Origin of the sequence: Vibrio salinus (assembly GCF_021272385.1) — a bacterium.
Classification (GTDB): Bacteria; Pseudomonadota; Gammaproteobacteria; order Enterobacterales; family Vibrionaceae; genus Vibrio; species Vibrio salinus.
In genome coordinates this window covers 330,464-349,209 of record NZ_JAJSDZ010000009.1, presented here as the reverse complement: position 1 = coordinate 349,209, position 18,746 = coordinate 330,464, and the positions used below count along the sequence as shown (strand labels likewise).

Here is an 18,746-nt window from a genome sequence, read left to right as displayed (position 1 = left end):
TGTGGATACTTACGTCCAGCTCTGACTAATCAAGTGGCAGTTTTCACTTCTGTGCTTTGAATTTGTCGGGTCAGGTAAATTTTCAACCTGTTTTAATAAAATAATACCCTAAAAATCAAGAGGTAATTTAGAGCATTGTGAATACAAGCAAAGCCAAAGTCGATAATAACTGCCCTATGGGTCATAGCAATTCTTCTGGCAGAACGACAAAACTGTGACCAATTTTGATTGGCTATAACAACCACTACAGACCGACTTCGTTGATGGTCTTATGGCCTGTGCTGCCGAGGTTGGTAATCGTCGTTAAAATCTCCTTTTTCAAGTAATTTCAGAACACTATAATCACCAACAAAGATCTTACTATAAATAATAGTGGCTCCTTCTTTCTCTACTGGATAGATATATGATACGTACTGCTCTCCTCTATTCATAACCTGAAAAAAAACAACAATATCACTCGCTGGGTATATATTCTCATCCACTATTTTTGATGAAGGGAATTTTACGCCGTAATGTCTAGCTGTCATGGGATTCAACATAATAGAAATTTGTGTCATATTTAATCTAATGGTTTTGAATATATCTTTTGGTTCAACATCGAACTTCACTCTGAACTCTAAAACATATAAATCATTTTTTATATATTTAACTGCGTTAACAAAGCATATAGATTGGCCTGGCTTGGTATTACATCCTAAGTTTTTCTCTAAAGTATGCTGAGGAACAACAACCTCTTCAGAAAATGCTTTAAAACAAGGCATCAAAAACAATAAAATGCACAACGCTATATAGTTTTTTTGACTCATTTATTGACCTTCTTAGTATTATACGCCCGCAGCATATTCTCGACATGGTCATACTGATACGTCAGACCGTTGGCTTTGATCACCGCATGAGGCCCGGCCAGACTGCTGCATTCTGACAATACAGCCGCTTAGTGACACGGCCATAAGCAGGTTCTGACCGGTTAACTCTTCAGCCATGGTAATCTGGCATCTATCAGATTCAGTAACCCTTCTCTGAACCCGGTATAGTGAAAACCGCCATCACCAAAGGTGGTGGCGGTTTTCAATAAATCATTCAAAAGTGCTGTAAAAGCAGAAGTGTCCATATACGGTGGTAGTGTTAGATGATTTATAAATGATACTTTTCCTTTGTAATACCCCAGTTTACACTCGTCATATAAGTACCTAATACTAGTTCACTCATGTAGGAGTCTACCAAGCTATCTACATCAATAGGTGCAGATGATAACTCGTATTGTTTATCTGTTACTAACCTAAACACCTCTCTCTTGAACAGGTCCCTTTTCTCATCGTTTAATTTGTTAGAATACAATGATAACTTGAAAAGGAGGTTATTAGGAAAATGTCGTAAAGCTATTGATGAGTCAATATGTTTTTTGGCCTGATCAACATCGCCTTCATAGTCAAAATACAAGGCAAGAATATAATTCGCAACCGAGCAATCACTATATTTATCCAAAATATTGACAAAACTATCATCAAATGGCTGTAGATTAACGTATATATAGCCACAAAATATAGCAGCAATTTTTTCTGAATTTGTACCGAACCATCCTTTCAACACATCAGTTGCTAAATCATAATTTTCAAAAGGAGGCATCATTTCCATTAATGCATATGCCATACTGTGTACAACACTTAACTTAAGACGATGAGATCGGGAAAGTAACTCCAATAATTGCTGATCATCATCTTCTTTCAAAGCAAACGATATAGCTATATCAAGATCAAAAGTCATTGACTACATTCCATCCTTTTTTGGGAGCACTATGGCCCTTCATAATATTCATACTTTGTAATCTACCGTCTTTAAAAGTTCCTCTAACTGTCGCATCATAACCATTCATGCGGGTATTGATCATGTTAGAACCTTCCTTTAACTGACCACTTTGATCAAATCGTGTCAGTATATCTCGTCCCTTGGATAAAATATCATCCGGTGATGCTCCAAGATCCATAATTCCATTTTTGATATGTTTCTTGGAAAAAATATGATCGGTTTTGACAGCACCTACGCGAGATGACGTCCATATGCCTTTATTTATAACAAATTTAGATCTATTTATAGAAAAATGATATAAGCTATCAACAACTTTGACAACTCTATGACCCAAAATTCCGACACCAAGAGCCACGTCATCAAAAGGACCTGGAGTTACAAGCGCTATTTCACCAAGTCCTGTATAAACAGCCATTTCTTCGCCCGATGGAATAGCTGATTCAACAACAACATTGAGTACATCTTTAGTAAAATCCCATACAGATTGAGAGATGCCGTAGCCAAACCCTGAATCATCAGAGACTGTGCTACCCACTAAGTCATTTTCTTTTTGTTCATCTCCGCCGGAATCCGCATTGGTATCACTACCAACTACACTTTCTTTTGCAGAAACATCGCTTGTTGTCTTACTTTCCTCTGCCTTCTTGCCTTGATGATTATCATCATTGTTCCCTCCATTATCTGGCGAAGAAGGACTTTTACTGGTTTTACAGCCCTCACCAGTACTTACATTACACGTTTCCCCTCCAACCCAACTAAACCCGGTCGGGTCCACATACTTCAACGGATTATTCATCACATACGAATAACGGTTAAAGCTGTTGACTAAAAACGGCGCCTGAATGTGCGGATCGGCACTCAGGAAGCGGCCCAGTTCCTGATCGTAAACCCGGCCGTTCATATGGATCAGCCCGACTTCTTTGATCTCCTCATGGCCGGTGTAGCCCCTGTTGGTGATCACTTCCTGAATCAATTCGGAAGCGCTGCTGCTGCGCCAGAGCACTTTTCTCTGCTTGCCCCAGGTATCGTAACTCCGACGCTCCACCACATTGCCGTAGCCATCGGTGATCATATCTACCGAGTTCAACGCGTCGTAATGAAGGTAACGAACCTGCTTATTTTTCAGCTTATTCTCTTTGTCCCGGATTTGGGTATTCAGGGCAATCAGTTTACCGTCAGCATAAACAAAATGCTTATGCTGAGTTTCGCCGGTTTTGGCATTAACAATCCGTTCGTAGGTTTTCCCGAAGTAGAACGTTTCGGTGCCGTCGCTGCTTTTTTTCAGGTAACGGTTGTGATTGGCATCGTAACGAAATTCCACTTCATTACCATTACGGTGGATAACGGACGGTTTATTGAAAGGCGTCCATGTCAGTGTCCGCTCATCGGAACTGGTACCGGTCTTATACGCCCGCAGCATATTCCCGACACTGTCGTACTGATACGTCAGGCCATTGGCTTTGATTACCGCATGAGGCCCGGCTTTCTTATTGTTGTAGGTCAGGTCGCCAATATTAGTTTTAAAGGTCAGGTTACCCAGTTTGTCGTAACGGTACTCAAACGGCTGTGCAAAATCAGGGTTATCCGTTCCGTGCTGGTTCTGAGTCACCAGCGCAATCCGGTTACTGATGACCCGGTCCTGCGCGTCATACGTCCAGCGGTCTGTAATGCCCAGCTCCTCATCGTACCGGTATGTCACGTTATTGTGCTCATCGTACCGGTAATACAGAGCCCGGATGCTTTTTCCACTGTTCAGGGTCCGGATGATACCCGGCTGGCCGGTTGCCGCATTATGCTGATACTCATTGACCAGACCATTACCTAAAATTTCCGATAACGTATGATCGTAGGCATCGGTATCCGTTCGCTGCCAGTAATAAATGTACGCCTGACTGTCTTTGGAGGCTTCCAGCTCAGACTGATCGAGTATCAGTTGCAGGGTATCCGCCTGACCGTAACCGGTCGGTTTGGCACAGGTTCCCCACTTCCCGGCCAGACTGCTGTGCTGACCACCGAGTTTCTGAGCATCCTGACAATACAATCCACTCAGTGCCGCTACTTTTTCAGATAACGTAATCAGTTTTTCGGCCAGCGTCGTAAAGAATTTCTGTTTTGTTTTGGCCAGCGTTGCGGCCTCATCCAAATCCTCTGCAGTATACAGCAGTTCCTGTCTGGTACTGCTGCTAACCTCAGCAACGTACACGTCTTCATCACTGATCAGCGAAACCGTCCCACCGGAACGGGACACCACAAAATCGTGCTGGCGGGTCAGCGTCAGACTCTTGAACTCGCTGACACTGACACGCTGCAAAGAGGCCGAAAACAAACGGTTTCCCGCGCTGTCTGTTCCGCTGTAAATGGTATCCATACGGTATACATCATCCCCAATCACCGCTTCAACCGGAACGGAGACATTCACACCGATCAGCGACCAGCCAACCGGAAGCAGATAACATTCACCGTCATCACTGCACCATTGCTGAAACTTATGCTCTTTTCCTAACAGAGCGACCGATGCACTATCAAGCTGATGTTTGTTGGTGGTCTTTTCGCGAAACGCTTTGGCCTGCTGGCTGTATAGCTGATACTGACTGTGATAACGCTCGGCTTTCGTCAGATATTCATTGGCTTTTGCTAACACCTGATCCAGCAACTGACGGATTTCCGTCCGGAATTTTTCACTGGTAAATTCTTCATCCGCACTGCTGCGGGGGCTGCGGACAGCCGAAAGGTAACCATGAGGGTTATAAACATACTCAACTGCCAGTGTGTCCGATGAAGACGACGATGCCTGATCTTTGTTGCTGCCATTAGGACGAATTTCACGGGTTACCCGCTCAAGCCCGTCGTAGACATACCGGGTAGAAAAACGCTCATTTTCAGCCGTCACCGACACCTTATCTGCCAAGCCGGAACTGTTGTACGAATACTGAGTGGTGTTTCCATAACCGGCAAACCGGGTCAGAGTGCCCGGAGCACCGTTACCATCGTACTGCCAGACAGAGATATGACCATCCTCAACCTGTTTGACTTTCCGGCCGAGTGTGTCGTAACTAATACGGGTGACAATACCATTGGCATCACGCTTGTAGGTCAGTTCACCCAACGCATTATAAACGTACTGCCACTTGCCCATATCCGGATCATCCAGCGTTCTGCGGTAACCCAGCCCGTCGTAGGTAATCCGCGTCGTGTTGCCCGCTGAATCCGTACTGCTTCTGAGTTTTCCGTCAGGGTAATACTGATACGTCTGATAAGCGCTCAGTGGTTCATCTTTACGCTGCACATAACCCATTACATCGTACGTAATATAATGTTTGTTGCCTTTGGCATCGGTACTGGTGGTCGTCAGACCACTGTACGAAGAACGATAAACGGCCCGGTTTCCCGTCGCAGAGGGCTCTGATTTTTCGGTTTCCCGGTCCAGTATGTCATAGCGGAACGTAACATAAGCCGCCTTGCTTTTCTGACTGACAAACGCGGGGCGGCTCACCATTATCTTGCGCCCGCTGGTATCCCATCCGGTACTGACACTGACCCACTGACCATTAAATGCCTGATGCAGTTTCCGGATTTCTCTCCCGGCGTAATCATACAAAGTGATCGCCGAACCTCTGGAAGTGGCCTTAGTCACCGAGCAACTGACTGTCTGATCCGTTGAATAAGGGCAATCCGTCCCCAGAGAATACGCATACGTCACCTGATTATTTTTGCCCGGAAGCGTTTCGGTGACGACCCGGCCAAAATCATCATAATGGTAACCCGATGTCCGGGATTTCAGCGCACTGACCGTACGGGTCAGTAATCCTCTGCTGTTATAGGTACTGGTTGTCGTATGCCCCGCAGCATTCGAAGCCGAACTCAGATAAAGACCATTACTGCCATACTGATAACGGGTTGTCCGGGCACTGACTCCGGTACCCGACACCGTGTGAGCCGATACATTGCCCCAGCTGTCATACTGATACTGTTCCGTCAGCGTATCGCCCGACATCAACTGACTGCCGTAATCGGAACCGGAAACCGTACGGTTGGTTAATAACCCTTTATCGGTATAGGTAAAACCGGTGCGGGTGGTATGAGATAATCCACTGCTGTTATCGGTTATCGTGGTTGTCTGATGAGAAGGGGCAGAAAGGCGCCAGAACCGCCCGGGCGTTTCTGTTATCAGCTCTGCCGATACGGTTTTTACCGAAACCAGCTTAGTGACACCGGCAGCCGTATCTTCAGATACATTGACATCGCCGCAGGCATAGGTTTGTGCATGTTCAAATTCCGACTGAGAAACACTGACCAGCTTTCCGGTATGAGTACTGACGCCATTACCGGCATTCGTCATCTCTGAGAAAACGTATTTGAAATACTGGTCGTACTGTTTCGCAATCACCGGCGTGATCACCTGAACGCCTATCAGCACCACCAGATCGTTCGGTTTAAAATACACCTCACCACTTTCGGTACAGTACCGGCCCATTCCGGCCGGATAATCCGGCAGCGACGTAGTTTCACTGCTCTGGGTTTGGATCTCAGACTGATACACGGCGTTATTCTGGTTACTGCCCGGCGAGACATAATCACTCACCGTGGTACGGGTATAACTTCCGGCTCCGGACACATCACTGCTGTACTGATGAACTTCTTTGGTGATGTTGCCGAACGTATCCATTTGTTGGGTGATCGTCTCCTGCTTGATCACCGCACCGTCATCCTGTGGCTGATACTGCTTCTTTACGATGTCAGACGCAAACACCTGAAAATAATCCGCCGTAAGTCCCGTATGACTGATGTCCTGATACTGATACGTTACCGATGACACCAGATAATCGTTTTTATAGATCCGGACCGTTAACGGGCTGCCCACATTATGCAGGTTGGTCTGTTCGTAAGTGGTTTCCGTTTTGGTGGTGACGGTGGCGGTTTCTGTCTCGGTTATCTTTTCAAATCCGAGGAAACCGCCACCGGTAAGATGCACCTTAGCCCCCTGATACAAATAGTGATACGAAATTGGGTCGTATCCTTCCGGCTTCTTCTCCACCGCCGAAACCAGATACCGGGCCGGGGTCATACTCTGAACCGGGAAAGCATCACTGGCAACGAATGTGTTCACTTCCGGATCGCTGGCCGGCAGATATGTAATTTGATAACGGACACCAAATTCCCCGATAGCGGTGATTTTATCCTGAACCTGAGGAACCGACAGTTGCTTATCGACTTTGGCGGTCTTAGCAGTGCGGCTTAATATATCCAGCCAGCCATCACCATTGATATCATTTAAAGCATAGAGCTGCTGATGAGTATCAAACAGCACCTGATCGGACAATTCGCCAAACCGGTTAAGGTAAAACTTGCCGCCCACACCCAGCTCAGGATAGCCATCTCCATTCATGTCACCCAACACGATAATATCATCGTGTTTTACCTTGTTTGACAGTTTAACCGGTGATAAAAACCGCTTTCCGTCAAACAGGTAAACAGACAGGTAATCACTGCCTGTCGACGGCCCCATCACCACATCCAGATACCCATCCTGGTTAATATCCCCCAGCACTTTCAGTACCTGAGTTCCGGCAGACGGCAATGTCCCGGTTTCGCCACCGGAAATGAGATATTTATAGCCGCCTCCGGGAATATCAAACCGGTGTTTATCGTCCCGTCCGTCGCCGTTAAAATCCGCCACCAGATAACCGGCCACCGTCTCTGTGGTGCCATCACCATCAAAATCACCGGCATTGACGCCTTTGGAGGCATATTGACAGGAATCTCCACTGCAGGTACTGAACTGACAGTAAGGCTTATACTCACCGTTCTCATTCAGATAACTGGCACCAACATTGTATTTGCACTGATTGAATTTCAGCGTTGGATTAAACGAATTGCCGCTCAGAGCATAAGACATCACAGACTGGTGGGTTTTCCCCTGCAAATCCATGACTTTCATTTTCCCGGTTGTTTCGTTCTGATCCAACACGCCGTAAAATGTGGCCTGACCGTCACCGTTAGCATCATACAGTTGTGGGGTTTTAAAGGACGTGCCTTCCCGGGTGCTCAGCTCAACACGATCCTGACTTTGCCATTCAAAACGGACCGGTGTGGAACACAAACCGCCGGTGGCACAAAACTGAACCTTCTGAAGCAGGCTGCGCTTTGTGCCGCTTGCATAATCGTAGGTCAGCTTATAATCACCAATCGCGGCCAGTGCGCTGTCATACGTGGTAATGCTGCTCAAACGGTAATTTTTTGTCAGTTTACCGCCATAGAGATAAAAGGCCCGTTTGTCCGTACGTTCTTCATAGGTAAAAGAAAGCTTCCCGCCGGTGTAAGAAATCTCACTTAATAGCGGGACATCAGATTGTTCTTTTGTTTCATACTGATAGTGAATGTGGTTTTCACCGGAAAGATCGGTTTGTTTGCTTATCCGCCACTGATAAACCAGCCCCTGTCCGGATAACACGGCGCGGGAATCGCCGGTCGCACCATACTCACGCACCGAACCGTCTTTGCTCCAGACTTTAAAATATTCAGGCCCGCCGGAAAGTGAACCGTAGGAGACGACTTTTTTATAACCGTTTTTTTCAACCCGGTACTCGGTCCGGTTTCCCCCATCCCGTCCCGTGATCGCAATTAAACGCTGACCATCAAGACAATACCGGTCATCACTGTTGAAATTCACGCCCCGCCAGTGTCCGTCGGTAATCCGGTTCTGACCACACCGACTGATCACCGAAATGCCATCAAGCTGCCACCCCATCCCCAGCAAGCCGTTTGAACCATCACTCTGATACGACAAACTCAGTTCCGGCTGAAATCCGGCCCGGCCCGGCGCAACATCGACCGGCAAAACGTACGTCGCCTGTCCCCCCTGAGTCTGATACTGTCCGGACAACTGAATGGTACGTCCACCACCGGACGATACCGCCAAGGCCGGACTGGAAAAAGACAGCAGCAAAGACGAAAACAGAGAAAGGAAGAAACCACTTCTGACATTAATTGGTAGCATAATAGGACGTTTTTATTGTTTGTTTAAAGCCTGCAGCTCGCTAAGGCGGCGGCGCAAAGTTTGTAATTTTTCACCGGCATCGGTACCGGAACCGGCAGAGACGTCTCTGTCATCATTGATAACCGGAAAATCAGACGCCGCTTCCATCACCAAATCGTGAGTCAGTTCCTTCTGAAGCTGGATGACGGGCACCGGATATTCGGCATCTTTACTCAACAAGGTGGTGCGGGCAGATGGAGAAGATTCATCCGGCTCTGAACGTGAATCTTCCGAAGAAGAGAGCGGGGGTTGTCGCTGGCTCTCTGTATGGCAATACATCCATAGCGCTCCACCGGCAACGACCAGACAACCGGCAATCCAAATTCCTGTTTTGTATCTCACCCTGTTACCCCGTATTTACTCAGTCTGAACCCATCAGCGCTTTCACCCTATTAGTGCGATGGCATAATAATGAACCGCACTGGCATTCATCAACCCAATAATGATGGCAAGTTGACCATTGTCAAAACAATGTCAATTGTCTGTCTTTTTTATCAACCTATTCACGGGAAAATTGATACTATTCAGCCAATTATTGACTTTTATGGATGTTCCCTGGCTGGTAACCGATGTAACGCGTGAGAAACCGGGGTTCGCACAATTCAGTCCATAAATAAAAGACAAAACAGGATTCGAAGATGAAAAAACTGATGTTATGTGTATTGCTGCTGGTAGCGGCTCCCCTAACCTTTGCCGAAGAAGCCACCGGTACGATTGAGCAGATTCAAATTTGTGGTACTGGACACGAAAATAGTGGAAATTGGATGAGAACTCTAGTATTTAAAATCGATGGAAAATGGTTCGGAATTTATGCCAACTTTTACAATTCAACAGCCACAGATTATGATAGTAATATTACTGCTTCTATGATTTATATGGCGTTTGCTCAGAATTTAGAGGTGCACATAAAAGCAACCTCTAATTGGGAAACATATTACTCAAACTGCGGCCTTACTGATGGGCATATTTTCCATGGTAAAGCGGGAGACTTTATCAGCCTGAGTAAATAAATTACACCAATCCCCCTCAATAAGGCATTTTTTGCCAAATGCCTTATTAGAGCACCCAACCCTTTTCTGTGCTGCATTTTGTGACAACCTTTTACAAATTTCTTCACACGACTAACCACTTAGCTTTCGGTTCAAAACTTACCATTACTTTTTAAATGGGTATCACCTCAAAACAGACCGCCTTCATTCACAATACCCCGGCTATTTGTCCGGGTAATCCGGAAACGTTGTGGCTTTATTAACTTTCGGTTCAATAGTTAATATCACAAAATAAGTTTTGAAATAAAAATAAAAAGCGTTGAAATGAAACCCGTTTTGTTTATTTATTTCGATGGTAAAAATTAATAATTAGGACTAAAACCTTGTCCTGTGACAATTAATAACAAGTGATATTCTTCTCATAAAGTGCTAGAATTCGCGTCGCAAAAGAAAAAAAATTACAAAATTGACAGTTTACTTACCGAATCAGATGGTAAGAAATCGAGGAATTGGTCAATTTTTGCGGTTTTTTTTCGCTATTGGTCATAAAAAGCAGTTAAAAAATGACTTAAATTCTGAAAGACTTTCATATTTTAAATGCCCTATTGATAAGCACAAATATCCGGTTTTCAGAAAGAAGAAGGCCACCGCTTCAATAGCAACACTTAAAATATCCAATTAAAAATTGATGATTGTATACCGGAGAACATCTTCCATGAAAAAGACCAAAATCGTTTGTACGATTGGCCCTAAAACTGAATCACTAGAGAAGCTGACAGAACTTGTCGAAGCAGGCATGAATGTTATGCGGCTTAACTTCTCTCACGGAGATTACGAAGAGCATGGAAACCGCATTAAAAATTTCCGCCAGGTAATGGCAAACACAGGTAAAACCCTTGCTATTTTACTTGATACTAAAGGTCCTGAAATCCGTACCATCAAACTGGAAGGCGGCAAAGACGTTGATCTGGTTGCCGGACAGGAATTTACGTTTACAACCGATTCAAGCGTTATCGGCGACAAAAATAAAGTAGCCGTTACTTACGCTGACTTTGCATCTGACTTATCAGTAGGTAATACCATTCTTGTTGATGATGGTTTGCTTGAAATGGAAGTCATTGGCCTTACAGATAAAGAAGTAAAATGCACCGTACTGAACAACGGCGCGCTGGGCGAAAATAAAGGGGTTAACCTTCCCGGCGTAAAAGTCAGCCTTCCTGCGTTATCTGAAAAAGATAAAAACGACCTGAAATTCGGTTGTGAACAGGGCGTTGATTTCGTTGCAGCTTCTTTCATCCGTAAAGCATCGGATGTTCAGGAAATTCGTGAAATTCTGGACGCCAACGGCGGTGAAAGCATCCACATCATTTCAAAAATTGAAAACCAGGAAGGTGTGGACAACTTTGATGAGATCTTAGAACTGTCTGACGGTATCATGGTTGCCCGTGGTGACCTGGGTGTTGAAATTCCACCGGAAGAAGTTATTTTCGCTCAGAAAATGATGATCGAAAAATGTAACCGTGCCCGTAAAACCGTTATCACAGCCACTCAGATGCTGGACTCAATGATCAAAAACCCTCGTCCAACCCGTGCAGAAGCCGGTGACGTTGCGAACGCGATCATGGATGGCACTGATGCTGTTATGCTTTCCGGTGAAACCGCGAAAGGTAAATACCCGGTTGAAGCCGTTACTATCATGACTCAGATTGCTAACCGTACTGACAGTGCGCTGAAAGCGGAACTGAGTGATCGTCTTGACAGCCCACGTCTTCGTATCACTGAAGCGGTATGTAAAGGCGCGGTGGATACAGCAGAAAAACTGGCCGCTCCTCTTATTATCGTTGCAACTGAAGCGGGTAAATCTGCACGTTCAGTCCGTAAGTACTTCCCTACAGCAAACATTCTTGCATTAACAACTAACAAGAAAACTGCGGCTCAGTTAGTACTGACCAAAGGTGTTCGTCCTATCGTTGTTGACTCAATTGAAAGTACTGACTCTTTCTACCACTTAGGTAAACAGAGAGCGCTTGAAACCAAACTGGGTAAAAAAGGCGACATCGTTGTTATGGTATCCGGCGCATTGGTTGCTTCCGGTACAACCAACACAACATCAGTACACGTACTGTAAACTGTCGGCATCTGCACAGAGCAACAAAAACAGGGGCTTCTCAGTCCCTGTTTTTTTATTTACCCACAAGGTAAACCTGATTAATTAAGCTTGTAGATCACGTCCACACTGTCTCTTATAACGATGTGTGAATCCTGATAAGAATCCCGGACAGACTCCCCTTTTGCTGACAGGGTTTTCATCATCACCGGAGACGTACTTCTGTTGTTATACGTCACCTGCCAGACCGCCCCCAGAGATCGTTTAAATCCTTTGGCTAAAGAACGGGCCTTCTGACCGGCATCCTCAATGGCGTTTAATCTGGCCTGTTCGATGTATTTCTGATCGTCTTTTATTTTTAACTGTATGTTCTGAACCCGGTTAAGCCCCGAATCAATTGCTGTGTCAATGTAGTCATTCAGCTGGCTGAGATCATTCACGTTCACGGTTATCTTCCGTCGGGCTTTATACCCCATCAACTGTGCTTTGCCGTCTTTCGGGTAATAATACTGAGGTGCTAAATACAGGTTGGAACTGCTGATGTCTTTTTTCTTTATACCCATTTTATAAAGGCGGCTCAAAAATTTACCGACCACGTCATCCACACTTTCTTTCGCCTGATCAGCGTTCATCATGGTCTTTTCAATTTCGGCCGAAAACGTCGCGCTATCCGGTGCAACGCTCACTTCACCGTAACCTGTCGTTATAATATGAGGAAAAGGAATGGACTGAGAAAATACAGCTCCGGTATAAAACAAGCATATCAGTGAAACGACTTTAAAAAACGATCTCATCATTAATTCCCTGTTCAACAGTAATTCACTCATAATAGAGAAAAATACCACCACAAAAAGCGCAGCGATCATAAAATCACATAACTCTGACGTATTATTTACTGAGGTAAATGACTGCGGGTAAAGCCGGTAATCGCTTGTGTCACATCCCTGAGCACACCGGACTCCAATTGCCAGTGATGCCAGTAAATAGGATAACTGTAGGTTTTCCCCGGCGTAATATCAATTAACCGCCCGTCTGCCAGCTCTTTTTCAATCTGAATCTGTGGGATCAGACAATAAGCCATTCCTTCCAAAGCGAGCCTGACAAAGGCTTCAGAGCTTCTGACGGTATGACACACGTTATTGCCGTCAAACGCGCCAAAATGAGTCATCAGAAACTCTTTATACATAGTGTCATATTGATCAAAACGGACTGCGGGGACTTTCATTAAGGACTGCGCTGTGACCCCTTCAGTAAGATAGAGCTGAATAAACGCCGGGCTGGCCACACACAAGTAATCGATCCGACCAAGGTACTCGGAAACGCAGCCGGGCATGGGGTCTTTTTCCTGACTGATCGCTCCGGAAACTTCGCCATTTTTTAATTTTTCTGCCGCCCGGAACTCCGTCAGGATATTAATATCCAATTCCACTTTACCGGATTTCATCACTCCAGATAAGGAAGGAAGCAGCCAGGTTGCCAGAGCATCCGCATTTGCTGCAATGCTAAGCGTCACCGGTGTGGTGACCGGTTCGTTTTTGAGCTCCGGTAACAGCTCTTCTTCCAACACACAGACTTTACGGTACAATCCGATTAACTTTTTTCCCACGGGAGTTAAACGTAATGGTTGCTCTCTGACCAGCACCGGCTGGGCAACGTATTTCTCCAGCTGTTTGATTCTCTGTGAGACAGCGGACTGAGAAATAAATAATTTTTCAGCAGCCGGTTCAAAGCCCTGTTGTGCCATCACTTCGTTGAGCGCTTCTAACCACTTATAATCCAGACCTTTCATTTTTCACCATTAGTGTGACTAATAATAAATTAAAATCATTAATTATATTTATTTTAATAAAACGATTACTGTTTGTCTCTGTTAATAAAAACAAACAATGAGTGAATAAGTATGAATTTTGCCGTTTTACTACAGGGAATGGGAATGGGCGCCAGTCTTCTGATGCCAATCGGGGCTCAGAATGCCTACCTGTTAAATCAGGGAATCAAAAAACAACATCATTTAACCATCGCTGCTGTATACAGTTTTCTGGATATTATTTTTATTTCAGCCGGTATTTTCGGCGGAGGGCAGCTGATAGCCAGCCGGCCGGTATTACTGAATATCATCACCACCGGTGGCATCATTTTCTTACTTTTTTATGCATTTTTATCATTGAAAAGTGCCTTTACGGACAATAACGGAGATGAAGCGGTAAACCACAACCAAACGGACAGCCGCGCTACGGCCATTGGCGGGGCACTTGCCATCACATTACTCAATCCCCATCTGTATCTGGATACCATTGTAATTCTTGGCTCGATAGGCGGTCAGTTTAACGGAAACGAACGCTTGTCCTTTGCTGTCGGCTCAATCGCCATGTCTTTCCTCTGGTTCTATAGCTTATCCATGGCGGCTGCAAAGCTGTCGCCGGTTTTAAGCCGCCCCGGTGTCCGTCGTCTGCTCGATATTGCCGTTGCCGTTCTTATGCTGCTGCTTGCAATCAAGCTTGCCCACTATTTCTTCAGATAAACAATAAGTTCTTCAAAAAAATAAGCGGCTCAATGGCCGCTTATTGTTAATCAGATCATGTCATCCAATCAGTCTACTTTATTTAAATGAACATCCATCTGCGGGAAAGGAATCTCAATACCATGCTCATCCAGAGCCTCTTTGATGTTTTGCATCAGGTCCCAATAAAGAGGCCAGTAATTTTCCGTTTTTACCCAGGGTCTGACCACAAAATTCACTGACGAATCAGCAAGCTCATGAACCCCAATAGTAATATCTCTATTTTTCAGAACCCGGGGATCCTCTTCAACAACACTCTGTAATACTTCTTTCGTTTTCTGTAAATCGGCACTGTAAGAAACACCGATTAACAAGTCGACACGACGTTCAGGAAAACGGGAATAGTTTGTGATGGCCCCACCAATAACGGAAGAGTTAGGAACCACCACCATCTTATTGTCCGGTGTCGTTAAGACGGTCTGAAAAATCTGAATGGAACTGACCGAACCCGATACTCCGCCAATTTCGACATAATCACCCGATTTAAACGGACGAAAGGCGACGATCAGAATGCCGGCAGCAAAGTTAGACAAAGATCCCTGCAATGCCAGACCAACGGCCAAACCGGCGGCACCGATAACCGCTACAACGGAGGCCGTCTGAATACCAACCCGGCTTAATGCCGCAATCAGAACAATAACAAACAGCAGGTACTTCACCAGTCCGTGAATAAAATCGACAACGGCTTTATCCATCGATTTCTTACTTAAAACTTTGGCAACACTGCCTGCCAAAATTTTAACAATAATATTCCCGATAAATAAAATCAGAATAGCGGAAATTAAATTAACACCATACTGAATAAAAATATCGGAATTATCAGTCAGCCAATGGTTCACATCTGCCAGACTGTTCACTATCTGGGTATCAACACCTGATACCGATTCCCCAGCCATATACTTTCTCCTTAATTACAAATTTATAGAATGTGAATTTCTATTTCTTAGACTTATAGAGTAAGCAAATAAGGCAATATTGACTAGCAAATTTCATTCATACCAATAATAAAACCTACCAGTTACTTATCTGATACTGAAAACAGACCATTTTCTACCGACACCTATCCACGATTGTATTATCGGTACTATGCTTAATTTTATAAATGGGCAGATACGATAGGCTTTCTTTTGCGTAAAGACACAATACCCGAACTGTTTTCCAGAGTGGCGTATTCCATCCTGATCTTTGTTTGCGGCGGGTTAATTGCACTTTCAGGGTATGAACCATTTCCGTATATACAGAAAAGCCTTGTAAAGATAAAGATTGTCTGGAATGAGTATGTTCATCCACATCCCTTGATACTGTCAAAAAAATACTATGATAAGGAAGGAGTTACGGTTTATAACAAAAAAACGGCCTATCAGGGTTGGACCATTCTTCAGGGTACTTTTAATGAAACCCCACAGGTCATATTAATCGATATGGAAGGGCATGTGTTACACAAGTGGAATGTCGATTTTTTTAAGTTCTGGCCGGAACCTCATCACCTTAAGCGCTACCAAATACCAAAATCAAAATTAAATTACCACATTCAGGGGCTGCATTTATATAAAGATGGCTCAATACTTATCAATATCAATTATAAAGGCATGATTAAACTGGATTATTGTTCTCATTTAATCTGGAAATTAAACAGGCCAACACACCACTCCATTACCATTGATTCAGATGGTTCAATATGGGCTCCTTCCGGATATCTGATAGAGGATACAGATAAACGATATCTAGTAGGAGATAGAAGTAAAAATAAACTCATTAAAGATGAAAAAGAACATCATTTATTTACTTCCAGTCACTATAATCAGACAGCGTTAAAGATCTCACCTGATGGAAAGATAATTTCAGAATACTCTATATTAAAAGCGCTATTCGATGCCAATATTGAATCCTCTTTTTTCTTTAGCCATTTAATTTCACACCTTGATCCATTACATATCAATGATATTGAAATAGTGACATCCGCACTCTCTGACAAAATAAAAAATGTAAATAAAGGTGACTTATTAATCTCAGTGCGCCAGATGAACATGCTGGCCATCTTAGATAAAAAAACCGGGAAATTAAAATGGCACAACATCGGCCCATGGCTGTTCCAGCATGACCCGGACATTACAAAAGATGGCAACATTACCGTATTTAATAACTCCAGACCGGAATTCAGCCTGAATAAAATCAAAGGCAGCAATCTGATAACGTATGATCCTCAGAACTCGACCTATGACGTGTATCAGCCAAAAAATAAGAACGCGGCCTTCTATACCAGAATCATGGGGACTCACCAACGATTACCCAATGGCAATACTTTAATTTCAGAGTCAACCAGAGGAAGGGTTATCGAATTAACCCCGTCCGGTGACATTGCATGGGAATATATCCAGAATTACGATAATCGCTTTGCCTCCAATATTTCTTACTCACAACGAATTGATAGGGATTACTTACTTTCCGGTAAACAATGCTCACCAAAAGAGGAAAATTGAGATGATGATATGGCGAGTCCTGATCTTATTTATAACAATATCCGTCACTCCGGTGTCTTATGCTTATGTTGGTCCCGGAGCGGGGTTGAGCGTGCTTGGCAGTGTGATTACTTTTTTGGGCGCCATATTGCTCTTATTGATCGGTTTATTTTGGTTTCCATTAAAACGTCTGATAAAAAAAATAAAACACAAACCAAATCAGAACAACATTGAAAAAAAAGAAGAAGCAGAGGAACAAGATGACACTCATCATGAATGATGCTTATCTTTGGCTATTATTATTCATATCTATAGCCATACTTTCTATTTCCATAGAAAAGACACACATAATAAACAATGTAAAAGATGGGTTCAGTGTAATCAGAAAGTCCATGTCTATTATAAAAGACCGTAAAATATCAGATTTAGACAAAGAGAGAAAAATAAGAAAACTATCATTCAGTTTATTAAAAACATCTTTGATTTTAACAACCAAATCCTGCCTTATTATTGTACTGATTCTATCTCCATTTTTTATATTTGTAATATTCTTTAATGCATTCAATACCGTCGAAGGTTTCTTTAAAAAACCAGAAGTACTACTCATTTCATCCGCTTATTTTATCGTTTACTTTCTGATAATGAAAAGGAGAAAGTTTTGAACATAACGTATTCACTATTGGATAAAAGCTTGCATCATCTTGCCTTTCACTCGACGACTTTAAAAGCTCTCTTATCCGATATTGAATCAGAACTCTTCTCAAAGAATTATTCCAATATCCCTGTTTCTAAACCTGTATTTATCACATCATTACCAAGAGCAGGAACAACCATTTTACTTATGGCATTAAGCCGGTGCGATCAATTATATTCCTACAGTTACCGCAATATGCCATTTATCATGAATCCGGTCATATGGAATTATGCAGCAAAATTATTCAGAAAAAACCGCACGTCAATATTCAGAGCCCATAATGACGGTATCCAGATAGACTACAACAGCCCAGAAGCGTTTGAAGAGGTTGTATGGAAACACTACTACCCGGATAGGTTTCAATCAGATTCAATTTCTTTATGGCCCGATAATGATTCCTCTTTTCAAACGTTTTTTAATACTCAAATCAAAAAATGTCTTTATACGTCACCGGTAAAAGGCGCCAGATATCTCAGCAAAAATAATGCTAATATCTCCAGAATCCCGCTTCTGAAAAATATGTTCCCGGATTCCTTTATTTTAATCCCTTTCCGGCACCCGATATCTCACGTTTATTCATTATTCGATAAACATCGGTTATTTACCAAAATTCATACCGACGATAACTTTTCTATACGTTATATGGAAGATATCGGACACTATGAATTTGGCCACTTACATAAACCAATATCATTCCCTGGCTTTCAGCTACAAGACATCCACTATCAGCCGGATAATATCAATTACTGGCTTCATTACTGGATTTCCGCGTATAAATATCTTATTGAGTTCGATAGCCTTCACTTTATCTGCTATGAATCGTTATGTCGTTCTCCGGGCCAGTCTGTCTCTCATTTATTATCCACTCTGAACATAAACGTAAGTGATGAAGAACGTCACCGGGCTGTAGCCGTCCTGAAACCATCGAACACACATTCCCTTCATGACTATGATACAGATGCCGGATTGCTTTCCGAGGCAAATCATTTATATCAGGAACTGCTGTCAAAATGCCTTCTCGCAACGACCAATCAATCCCCTCCCCCAAAAGGAGCTGACGTTATTGAAGCAGACAAATAAAAAAGCCGCTCTTAA

Annotated in this window: 14 protein-coding genes; 6 read left to right on the top strand and 8 right to left on the bottom strand. The window is 43.6% G+C overall.

Annotated features, from left to right (window positions below):
- Positions 1-269: 269 nt before the first annotated feature.
- The 5 genes from LRQ06_RS09770 to LRQ06_RS09750 all read right to left on the bottom strand — a co-directional run bounded on the left by LRQ06_RS09770 (position 270) and on the right by LRQ06_RS09750 (position 9,184).
- Positions 270-806 (bottom strand): hypothetical protein, encoded by a 537-nt coding sequence (locus LRQ06_RS09770; protein WP_232766149.1) that lies wholly within the window; start codon positions 804-806, stop codon positions 270-272.
- Positions 807-967: 161 nt separating this feature from the next.
- Positions 968-1,111 carry a hypothetical protein gene (locus tag LRQ06_RS09765; protein ID WP_232766148.1) on the bottom strand — a complete coding sequence of 48 codons (144 nt, stop codon included), beginning with the start codon at positions 1,109-1,111 and terminating at the stop codon, positions 968-970.
- A 23-nt stretch (positions 1,112-1,134) separates the two neighbouring features.
- Entirely contained in the window at positions 1,135-1,764 is a 630-nt protein-coding gene (locus LRQ06_RS09760; RefSeq protein WP_232766147.1) for a hypothetical protein, read from the bottom strand.
- Positions 1,754-8,803, bottom strand: coding sequence for an RHS repeat-associated core domain-containing protein (locus LRQ06_RS09755; protein WP_232766146.1), 7,050 nt, complete (start codon positions 8,801-8,803; stop codon positions 1,754-1,756). The genes LRQ06_RS09760 and LRQ06_RS09755 overlap by 11 nt, the downstream gene beginning before the upstream one ends.
- 12 nt (positions 8,804-8,815) lie before the next feature.
- Complete coding sequence (locus LRQ06_RS09750; RefSeq protein WP_232766145.1) at positions 8,816-9,184, bottom strand: hypothetical protein; 369 nt, start codon at positions 9,182-9,184, stop codon at positions 8,816-8,818.
- A gap of 296 nt (positions 9,185-9,480) precedes the next feature.
- Between LRQ06_RS09750 and LRQ06_RS09745 the strand changes: the two genes are divergently transcribed.
- Entirely contained in the window at positions 9,481-9,852 is a 372-nt protein-coding gene (locus tag LRQ06_RS09745) for a hypothetical protein (RefSeq protein WP_232766144.1), read from the top strand.
- Between the two features lie 694 nt (positions 9,853-10,546).
- Entirely contained in the window at positions 10,547-11,959 is a 1,413-nt protein-coding gene (gene pykF, locus LRQ06_RS09740; RefSeq protein ID WP_232766143.1) for a pyruvate kinase PykF, read from the top strand.
- A gap of 80 nt (positions 11,960-12,039) precedes the next feature.
- Here the strand turns inward: pykF and LRQ06_RS09735 are convergent, their stop codons facing one another.
- On the bottom strand, positions 12,040-12,732 hold the full coding sequence (locus tag LRQ06_RS09735) for an oxidative stress defense protein (protein WP_232767142.1): 693 nt from the start codon (positions 12,730-12,732) through the stop codon (positions 12,040-12,042).
- 98 nt (positions 12,733-12,830) lie between these two features.
- Complete coding sequence (locus tag LRQ06_RS09730) at positions 12,831-13,727, bottom strand: LysR family transcriptional regulator ArgP (RefSeq protein WP_232766142.1); 897 nt, start codon at positions 13,725-13,727, stop codon at positions 12,831-12,833.
- Positions 13,728-13,838: 111 nt separating this feature from the next.
- Here LRQ06_RS09730 and LRQ06_RS09725 point away from each other — a divergent pair, with 111 nt between their 5' ends.
- Positions 13,839-14,459 (top strand): LysE/ArgO family amino acid transporter, encoded by a 621-nt coding sequence (locus tag LRQ06_RS09725; protein WP_232766141.1) that lies wholly within the window; start codon positions 13,839-13,841, stop codon positions 14,457-14,459.
- Positions 14,460-14,527: 68 nt separating this feature from the next.
- On the opposite strand, the gene mscS is transcribed toward LRQ06_RS09725, so the two are convergent.
- The gene (gene mscS, locus LRQ06_RS09720) at positions 14,528-15,394 is read right to left on the bottom strand and encodes a small-conductance mechanosensitive channel MscS (RefSeq protein ID WP_232766140.1); all 867 of its coding nucleotides are present in this window, start codon (positions 15,392-15,394) and stop codon (positions 14,528-14,530) included.
- A gap of 231 nt (positions 15,395-15,625) precedes the next feature.
- Here mscS and LRQ06_RS09715 point away from each other — a divergent pair, with 231 nt between their 5' ends.
- From LRQ06_RS09715 to LRQ06_RS09705, 3 genes are all read left to right on the top strand, one after another.
- Complete coding sequence (locus LRQ06_RS09715) at positions 15,626-16,978, top strand: arylsulfotransferase family protein (RefSeq protein ID WP_232766139.1); 1,353 nt, start codon at positions 15,626-15,628, stop codon at positions 16,976-16,978.
- 1 nt (position 16,979) lies between these two features.
- Positions 16,980-17,237 (top strand): hypothetical protein, encoded by a 258-nt coding sequence (locus tag LRQ06_RS09710; RefSeq protein ID WP_232766138.1) that lies wholly within the window; start codon positions 16,980-16,982, stop codon positions 17,235-17,237.
- 378 nt (positions 17,238-17,615) lie between these two features.
- On the top strand, positions 17,616-18,731 hold the full coding sequence (locus LRQ06_RS09705) for a sulfotransferase (protein ID WP_232766137.1): 1,116 nt from the start codon (positions 17,616-17,618) through the stop codon (positions 18,729-18,731).
- The last annotated feature ends 15 nt before the right edge of the window (positions 18,732-18,746 follow it).

Coding starts and splice junctions, on each gene's coding strand:
- LRQ06_RS09735 (WP_232767142.1), bottom strand. CDS start 12,732: ATGAGATCGTTTTTTAAAGTCGTTTCACTGATATGCTTGTTTTATACC.
- pykF (WP_232766143.1), top strand. CDS start 10,547: ATGAAAAAGACCAAAATCGTTTGTACGATTGGCCCTAAAACTGAATCA.
- LRQ06_RS09745 (WP_232766144.1), top strand. CDS start 9,481: ATGAAAAAACTGATGTTATGTGTATTGCTGCTGGTAGCGGCTCCCCTA.
- LRQ06_RS09765 (WP_232766148.1), bottom strand. CDS start 1,111: ATGGACACTTCTGCTTTTACAGCACTTTTGAATGATTTATTGAAAACC.
- LRQ06_RS09770 (WP_232766149.1), bottom strand. CDS start 806: ATGAGTCAAAAAAACTATATAGCGTTGTGCATTTTATTGTTTTTGATG.
- LRQ06_RS09755 (WP_232766146.1), bottom strand. CDS start 8,803: ATGCTACCAATTAATGTCAGAAGTGGTTTCTTCCTTTCTCTGTTTTCG.
- LRQ06_RS09760 (WP_232766147.1), bottom strand. CDS start 1,764: ATGACTTTTGATCTTGATATAGCTATATCGTTTGCTTTGAAAGAAGAT.
- LRQ06_RS09725 (WP_232766141.1), top strand. CDS start 13,839: ATGAATTTTGCCGTTTTACTACAGGGAATGGGAATGGGCGCCAGTCTT.
- LRQ06_RS09710 (WP_232766138.1), top strand. CDS start 16,980: ATGATGATATGGCGAGTCCTGATCTTATTTATAACAATATCCGTCACT.
- mscS (WP_232766140.1), bottom strand. CDS start 15,394: ATGGCTGGGGAATCGGTATCAGGTGTTGATACCCAGATAGTGAACAGT.
- LRQ06_RS09730 (WP_232766142.1), bottom strand. CDS start 13,727: ATGAAAGGTCTGGATTATAAGTGGTTAGAAGCGCTCAACGAAGTGATG.